This window comes from Streptomyces sp. NPDC031265, assembly GCF_055570295.1.
The window spans coordinates 34688-41428 of record NZ_JBVIHM010000050.1; the positions used below are offsets into that span (position 1 = coordinate 34688).

At 68.5% G+C, this 6741-nt stretch carries 7 protein-coding genes; 3 read left to right on the forward strand and 4 right to left on the reverse strand.

The window, feature by feature from the left end; genetic code table 11:
* Positions 1–139: 139 nt before the first annotated feature.
* On the forward strand, positions 140–1306 hold the full coding sequence (locus tag ACZ499_RS38770; protein ID WP_468681745.1) for an alanine--tRNA ligase-related protein: 1167 nt from the start codon (positions 140–142) through the stop codon (positions 1304–1306).
* Between the two features lie 82 nt (positions 1307–1388).
* The gene (locus ACZ499_RS38775; RefSeq protein WP_468681747.1) at positions 1389–1886 is read left to right on the forward strand and encodes a hypothetical protein; all 498 of its coding nucleotides are present in this window, start codon (positions 1389–1391) and stop codon (positions 1884–1886) included.
* A 150-nt stretch (positions 1887–2036) separates the two neighbouring features.
* Here the strand turns inward: ACZ499_RS38775 and ACZ499_RS38780 are convergent, their stop codons facing one another.
* Together ACZ499_RS38780 and ACZ499_RS38785 are read right to left on the reverse strand one after the other, a co-directional pair.
* Positions 2037–2183 (reverse strand): hypothetical protein, encoded by a 147-nt coding sequence (locus tag ACZ499_RS38780; RefSeq protein ID WP_468681749.1) that lies wholly within the window; start codon positions 2181–2183, stop codon positions 2037–2039.
* On the reverse strand, positions 2180–3520 hold the full coding sequence (locus tag ACZ499_RS38785; protein ID WP_468681751.1) for a lipase family protein: 1341 nt from the start codon (positions 3518–3520) through the stop codon (positions 2180–2182). Before ACZ499_RS38785 ends, ACZ499_RS38780 begins: the two co-directional genes overlap by 4 nt.
* A gap of 244 nt (positions 3521–3764) precedes the next feature.
* Here ACZ499_RS38785 and ACZ499_RS38790 point away from each other — a divergent pair, with 244 nt between their 5' ends.
* The gene (locus ACZ499_RS38790) at positions 3765–5084 is read left to right on the forward strand and encodes a PucR family transcriptional regulator (RefSeq protein WP_468681753.1); all 1320 of its coding nucleotides are present in this window, start codon (positions 3765–3767) and stop codon (positions 5082–5084) included.
* Between the two features lie 404 nt (positions 5085–5488).
* On the opposite strand, the gene ACZ499_RS38795 is transcribed toward ACZ499_RS38790, so the two are convergent.
* Together ACZ499_RS38795 and ACZ499_RS38800 are read right to left on the reverse strand one after the other, a co-directional pair.
* A complete protein-coding gene (locus ACZ499_RS38795; RefSeq protein ID WP_468681755.1) occupies positions 5489–5848 on the reverse strand; it encodes a hypothetical protein in 360 nt (119 codons plus the stop codon).
* Positions 5849–5905: 57 nt separating this feature from the next.
* Positions 5906–6741, reverse strand: an 836-nt coding sequence (locus ACZ499_RS38800; protein WP_468681756.1) for a DUF6461 domain-containing protein, incomplete at its 5' end; no start/stop codon positions are given.

Consider the following 6741-nt stretch of genomic DNA (forward strand, 5'->3'; position numbering starts at 1 on the left):
ATTTCTCCCCTTTCCCACCGGCGACCGGAAACGGCCTGTTGGTGGTTGCGTGGCGTTCTTGGCTTCTTGCTGCGGTGCAATGACCGGCGTGGTCCCGTTCTCCGGCGCCTTCCCACTGTGATGGCAAGGAGCCCCTTTCATGGACACGGAGACGATTGTCCGCACGTTCGTCGAGTACTTCGAGGAGCGTGATCACCGCCGAATCTCCGGCTCGACGCTGTTGCCGCCCCCGGGCGACTCGGTGCTGTTCACCACCTCCGGCATGCATCCGCTCACCCCCCATCTGGAGGGGCGCCCCCATCCGCTGGGTCGGCGCCTGGTCAATGTGCAGCGCTGTCTGCGCACCACGGATCTGGAGGAGGTCGGTGATGCCACGCACCTGACGGCCTTTGAGATGCTCGGCACCTGGTCGCTGGGCGACTACGAGGGCCCGCAGAGCCTGGACTGGGGCTACAGGCTGCTCACCGAGGGACTGGGTGTCGACCCGGGCCTGCTGCATGCCACGGTCTATGGCGGAGACGACCAGGTGGGGCCCGACACCGCTTCCTTGCAGGTGTGGCAGAACCACGGCGTTCTTGTCGAGCTCACCGTAAAGGACAACTGGTGGTCGAACGAGCCGGTGGGCCCGTGCGGCCCCGACTCGGAGATCTTCCTTTGGAGCGGTGACACCCCACCCACATCGACACCCACACACGACGACCGCTGGGTAGAGGTCTGGAACCACGTGATGATGCGATATCACCGCCTTGAGGACGGCTCCCTCGTTCCGCTGCCCCAGCGCAACATCGACACCGGGCTCGGTCTGGAACGCCTGGCCTCGCTGCTGCAAGGCAAATCCTCGGTGTTCGAATCCGACGTCTTCGAGCCCTGGCGCCGCCTCGTGCCGACCCTGTGGCCTTTGGACGAGGTGCCGCTGCGAGTGGTCTACGACCACCTGCGCTCAGCCATCGTGGTACTGGGCGATGGTGTGCGTCCGGCCGCCACGGGACAGGGCTACGTGCTGCGCCGCCTGGTGCGGCGCCTGCTCACCGTTGTCTGGCAGGACGATTCCTCGCGCACTCTGGGAGACCTCCCGCATGAGCTGGTCTCCCACACCCTGGACCATTTCCGTCAGGAAGGAGAGCCCAGCGAGGTGCACCGGATGCTCCTGGAAGAGGAGAACCGCTTCCGGCGGCTCCTGGAACGCGGTCGGCAGGTCCTTGCCCGGCCCCGGTTCCAAGGCCCTCTGAAGGACGAAGACTTCCACTACCTTCACGACACTCACGGCCTGCCGTACGACCTTGTTATCAGCCTCCGGTCACAGTGAGAGGCGAGTGGGGGCGGGGGAGCTTGCGAGCACGTACTGGTGGCCGCAGTCCAGGAGCGTCGGCCTGTCTTATCGTGGCCCGATGAACGTGTTCAGTGGCAGCGGACAGAGTCTGGACCTGTCCAACGGCGGCACCGAGGTGTTCATCGAGGTGTTGATGCTGGCGGTATCCGGACTCGCCGACGCCGAGTGGGACTACCGTTTCGCCGCGTTCCTGACGCTGCAGGACCAGAACGTGATGGGGCGTGGGAGCGTCGGCTTCGATCTGCAAGACATCGCGTGGGGCACCTCGGCAGCGGAACGCGCCCGGTCGAAAGACTTCGTGTTGCGCTCCATCACCCTCGCCCTCAGTCGCCACCGGTGGAGCGAGCTGGGGTACGACCCGCCCTTCGCCCGTGACTACCTGTTCCAGTTCCAGTCCATGGTCGAGTCCCTCGTGCCGATCGACGGCACTGGGACCGGTGCAGGCTTTCCGTCTCCGGAGGAACGTGCGGTGGCCTCGTGCGCACACCATCGAATCCTCAGCGCGCTCCCTCACTGGGAGGGCTGCTTCCTCTGCGTCCGCCCCAGAGCGTCCTGAGCCTTTCTGTTCGCAAGAGCCGCACACTGAGCGCCGTAGTGGGCCTGCTCGCCCGCGCCCTGGCCCATCGGGACGCCTCCGCATCTCTGCCGCTGCTGAGCGCGATGGGTGGCCCTTGAACCCGCCAGCTGTCTGACCGTGATAGTTGGCTCAGGCCTGGCCCCTCTCCATCGGCATCTCCACCGCGAACATCCACGACAGCCTGGCTGCACCGCGGTTCGACAGGAGCTCCGCGCGCTCGGCGGCCGGAGACGCGGCGATGCCGGGCGCTGTGAGGGTGGGGCGGCCACGGATCACGACAGCGGAACGGGCTCTTCCGGGGCGAGCGAGTTGCCGCTGGAGATCCGGCCGCAGTCGGACTGCGCTGTGCGGCCGGCGAAGCGGTCGTTGAGCCAGCCCAGCGCGACGGGTGCCCAGGCGAGGGTCGCGCCTGTGTGGCTGAGCAGTTCGTACTGGCTGTACTTGACTGCGGAGCTGCCGGTGGCGCAGTACTGGCGGGCGAGTGAGCGCACGTCGCCGGCGACCATCACGCCGTCGCCCGTGCCGATGCCCGGGCGGTTGCTGAAGGTCCCCTCCAGGACGCCTCCGTTGCCCTGGCCGATGAACCCGGGGACGGCCGGGGTGGCGGCAGAGCCGAGGTTGAGCTTGTTCATCGCCGTCAGGAAGGCGGGGATCGAGTTGGGGTTGGCGTACTCCGGTTTCGCCATCTTCTTCCAGGTCAGCCCCGGGTAGTGGCCGAGGGCGTTGATGATCGAGCCGCGCTGGAGGTCCTTGTAGACGCTCAGACCGTAGCTGTTGAGGTAGTTCTTGAGGTCGATGCCGTACGAGCGGGAGACGCCGATGACGGCCATGGGGATGACGCCGGACCAGGCCAGTGAGCCGTCGACGTACTTGAGGTTGTGTGCCGGGTCCACGAGCAGGCCGCCCTCGGCGTAGCCGACCAGTCGGCGGTTGACGTCCGGTGCGTAGCTCGGCGCGAGCGTGGCGGCCCAGTTGGTCGCGATGGCGCCGCCCGAGTAGCCGATGAGGCCGAACGACGTGGTGGAGTTGAGGCCCGTCTCGGCCGCTTTCGTTGCGGCGCGGATGGAGTCGAGGGTGTTGGTGCCGTACTCCGGTCCGGCGGCGAAGTTCGCCTGCTGCCCCTCGGTGTCCGGGATGACGAGGTTGTAGCCCTGCAGCAGCAGCGGCGTGATGAAGAGGGCCTCCGCGTTGGGGATGGCACCGCCCAGGGTGACGTCACCGGCGATCGCCCGGGAGGGGCTGTCCTCCGGGTTGAGCGAATCGTAGAACGACTGGTAGGAGACGGCCTTGCTGCTGTCGCCGGTCAGACTGCGCACCACTGTGGTCACGTTGGCGGCCGGGCGGCCCTGGGCGTCGGTGGTGCGGTACAGCAGCTGGACCGCCTTGAGGGGCGTGGGGATGCCGATGACGTGGTACTGCAGGGTCCGCGTCTTGAGTACGGTGCCCGGCGCGAACGAGGACAGCGGCTCGCTGCCGGTGTAGGCGTAGAACGGGTCGCTTGCCGAGGCCGTCGCGGCGGCCGGTGTGGCCGCGACGGCGGTGGCGGCGGGCGTGGCGGCCATGGCTGCGGCGGCGACAGCGACGGAGATCAGGCGAACAGCTGCCTTGGACATGCGGTCCTCGATTCCTGGGGGGGGGCGACGCGCCGGCAGGGGGCCGGTGTGCGACACGTCGGGTCGGCCGGGGCGGCGGTCCCCGGCCGGGGAATGCGGTGAACGATGCGGCCGAGGTCCTGCCGCATCTGGCCATCCACTAGCCAGTCGTGTTACCAACCAGTAGGTAATGTCCCGGAAACATCATGGGGCTGGTCAGCGGCTCAGTCTCCGGGGCGGGGAACAGAGATGTGCGAGGTGAATTGTGACCGGATCCAACGCTGTGGAGCGCAACAAGGTGCTGCGGTTCGGCGGTGTGCCGGTGCACAAGCGGCTCCAGGACGCAGCTGGTGCGCTGGAGCGTGCCGTGATGATCCGGCTGGTCGAGCGGCTCCCCGTGTACGGGACGCTGCCGGCGGAGCACCTCGGCGGCGACATCGCCAAGCAGGTGACCCGCGGTATACGGACTTTCGCGGGGGTCCTGCGCACCGGGGAGATGCCGGGGCAGGCCGAGGCGGCGGCCATCCGCGAGTCGTCGGCCCGGCGCGCCGACGAGGGCGTACCGCTGGAGGCTGTTGTCGGTGCCTACCACCTCGGTGCGGAGGAGTGTGCCGCCCAGGTCTTCTCGGCGGCCGAACCGGGCGACTTGGCCGACGTATTGATGGTGCAGCGCCAACTGCTCGCGTATCTGCGGTTGGTGAGCTGCGAGGTGGCCGCCGGGTACGTGCAGGAGCGGCAGACCGCGCTAAGTGACGAGCAGGTCGCGCTGCAGTCGCTGCTGTCGCGGCTGCTGGAGGGCGGCAGCCCCCAGGGCGCGGCGGACCGGGCCGGTATTCAGCTGCCGGCCTGCTACCTGGTGCTGAGCATCGCGATGGGGCCGCACCCGGACGAGCTGGTGCCCGGTGTGAACCACGCGGTCGCCGCCCGCCGCAAGCTCCGGCGGTTGCGCAACGAAATCCAGCGCCAGACGAGTGGCGTTCCGCTCTCCGTCCTGTCCGGCGGGGGTGGGTTGGTGCTGATCCCGTGCGCGACTTCGCCGGACGGCTTCGGCCGGGCGGACCGGGCGCGGCTGTCCGATCTGGTCGAGCAGCTCGGCCGGATGTGCGGTGCCGAGCTGCTGGCCGCGGCGACGATCGCGGCGCCCGAAGGGGTCGCGGAGGCCGCCCGGCTCGCCGGGGAGGTGCGCGCGGTGGCGGAGGCGTCCGGGCGGGGACCTGGGCTGTGCCTGTTGGACGACGTGCTGCTGGAGTACCAGTTGAGCCGGCCGAGCCCGGCCAGGGCGGGGCTGGCCGCACTGCTCGACCCGCTGGACGATCGTCCGGAGCTGCTCGACACGCTGCGCGCCTTCCTGGCGCGGGGACTCGACCGGCGCCGGGCCGCCGCCCGGCTCCAGGTGCACCCGAACACGGTCGACTACCGGCTGCGCAAGGCCACCGAACTCACCGGTCTGGACGCCTCCCGGGGCGCCGACACCCTGACCCTGCGCGCCGCCCTGGCCGCCCACGACGCTGTAGGCCAGGCCAAACCGGAAGCAAACCGGCCCGTGACGCCCACACCGCCGAACTGGGGGTCGGCCCAAACGTAGCCTCCTCCGGTGCGCTGGAGCCTTGTCCGGCGTGCTTGGCCATCGGGCACAGCTCTCCGCAGCGGTCCAACGTGGCCCGGGCGCCCATGTCCGGATCGCCGGCGAGTGCAACAGCGAACGACAGCACGGCGGTTGCGACGGAGACCGCGCCTCCGGCGCCCGGCGCGAAGCAGTCGAACAGGGGGTAGCACTCTTCCTCAGTCGCCGCCCCGCCCTTGAGGGCCAAGCGCCGCAGCGCTCGCCGCAGCTCCTTGGCCGGGTGATGCCCGAGCGCCGACTCCAGCCGCTCCCTCGGCACATCACCCAGTGCCTCAAGCGCTATTCCTGCCACCAATCCCCTCCCGTGACCTCGCGAATCAGCTCCCCAACAGGCATCTCGTCGCTCAAAGGCTGCGCCTGCGTAGTCAGTCTTCGAGACGGTGGAGGGCTTGTGCGAGTTCGCCGTTCTCGGCCAGACCAACCAGGACGCCGATCATGTTGCTGATGCCGGCGTCGCGGACGATGAGTCCATCCGGGCACCAGAAGCAGCGGCCCCCCAGACCTTCCCCGGTGTGGGCCCATCTCGCCATGATGGCCTCGACCTGAGCGAGAGTGATCATGGACGCGCTCCACCGGGAGCCGTCCTTGAGGTCCACGAAGACATCGACGTTGTCCACGGACTCCAGGTCCTCGTCGGCTTCCGGCAAGAAGGCGGCTTCGAAGTGTTCTGTGGAAACGCGGTACCAGGGTCCGTCCCAGCTGCCGGGCGGTGTGCGGCGGCTCATCGGGCGAGTGTGCCGGTCTGGTGGAATCACCTCAACTCCATTCTTCTGACGCGCGCCTCAGATGCCGGTCGCTCTGCAGTACGCCTCACGGATGTCGGCCGGGACCCGCTTGGGGCCAAACCTGTCGAGTGCGTAGCCCTGGGCTTGGGCCCAGCTACGGATGGTGTCGAGGTCGGAGTCCGCCTGAGTGTTCATGCGCGGAGTCCCCCGGACTGCATAAGCGGGCAGGCGGGCTTCATTGAGGCAGGCAGGCGGGAGGGAGAGGCCGAACCGTGCCTCGACCACCGCGAGGCTGCGCCGATAGGTGATCTTGTATTGCTCATCCTCCGGCGCGCAGAACGTATACCCGTCGGGCGCGAGCACCCCTGCTGCGACGAGCTCGGTCAGCAGCAAATCCGGCTCCGTACCCCAGCGGTGCCGCTCCGCTCCGAGCCCGAACCCGCACACGTACCGGCCATCGCGGGCGTAGCAGACGGTGGCTGGTGGACGTTCACCCATCGGTACGTAATGGATGACTTTCACGCCGTTACGGGAGATCTCCGTGAGCCGCTCGCCGCCGGTGGAGTCGCCATACTCCAGGGCGAACGACCAGTCGCCGCATGCCCCGACCCGCACCACGCCGTCGCCGTCCCCGTCCGGCCGGTATCCGATCATGCCGAGTTCATTGACCTCGGCGTCGGTGATCGGTTCGGTCGCCGCCTCCGCAGCCCCGCCCATCCGCACCGCCAGGTCCCGCGGGGAGATCCCGCGCGCGAACACCACACTGGACATCCAATCGTCCAGGTCGACCAGCCACTGAGAGATCATCTCATTTGGTGAGTCTGCGATAGCAGATGAGGGTGCAGGCGATGCTGGTGAAGGCGAGGAAGTGTATGGCTTGGCGTTCGTAGCGT

Coding starts and splice junctions, on each gene's coding strand:
- ACZ499_RS38770 (WP_468681745.1), top strand. CDS start 140: ATGGACACGGAGACGATTGTCCGCACGTTCGTCGAGTACTTCGAGGAG.
- ACZ499_RS38775 (WP_468681747.1), top strand. CDS start 1,389: ATGAACGTGTTCAGTGGCAGCGGACAGAGTCTGGACCTGTCCAACGGC.
- ACZ499_RS38785 (WP_468681751.1), bottom strand. CDS start 3,520: ATGTCCAAGGCAGCTGTTCGCCTGATCTCCGTCGCTGTCGCCGCCGCA.
- ACZ499_RS38795 (WP_468681755.1), bottom strand. CDS start 5,848: ATGAGCCGCCGCACACCGCCCGGCAGCTGGGACGGACCCTGGTACCGC.